This is a genomic window from Tritonibacter sp. SIMBA_163, from assembly GCF_046535935.1.
In the GTDB taxonomy this organism is placed as follows: Bacteria; Pseudomonadota; Alphaproteobacteria; order Rhodobacterales; family Rhodobacteraceae; genus Epibacterium; species Epibacterium scottomollicae.
The window spans coordinates 1-463 of record NZ_JAWJBP010000119.1 but is presented as its reverse complement, the minus strand read 5'-3'; the positions used below and the strand labels follow the sequence as shown (position 1 = coordinate 463).

The following is a 463-nucleotide window of genomic DNA, read 5'->3' as shown; positions in this document are numbered from 1 at the left end:
AAAGAAGTTTTAGAAGTTATCATTATTATAGATTGCACTAAGAGATCAACTACTTGAATATACAGCCCCACATAAAGTATATTGACAATTCCTGAATAAGTAAGATCAGTCTTCTTAGTTTTAAATATATTTATGACTTTATTGAAAATAAAGTATAAAACACCAATTGCATACAAGTTAATTAAACTTGTAATGAGTTGCATAGGTAGTTGAAAATAGACACTTGTCAATATTGACTCAATCTTCTTTATTCCTTCAAACTCTAATGCATTTATATCCGTACCTGAAGCTTTGATAATATCATTAAATGCGGATTTTATACCAGTGTCTACATGTTGATATATTAGAGAATACAACAAGATACTAATAAATAAACACAACACTATATATTTCTTTTGATTAAATATTTTCGATATGTACATATAATCCTCCTTTAAAATGTCGTACTCTCTATTAGGGCTGC

The 463-nt window shown here is 27.4% G+C and carries 1 protein-coding gene; it reads right to left on the bottom strand.

Going from position 1 to position 463, the window contains the following annotated elements:
* Positions 1-422 (bottom strand): hypothetical protein (locus R0J92_RS21705; RefSeq protein ID WP_411053161.1); only part of this gene is annotated, 422 nt, incomplete at its 3' end.
* Positions 423-463 lie beyond the last annotated feature (41 nt).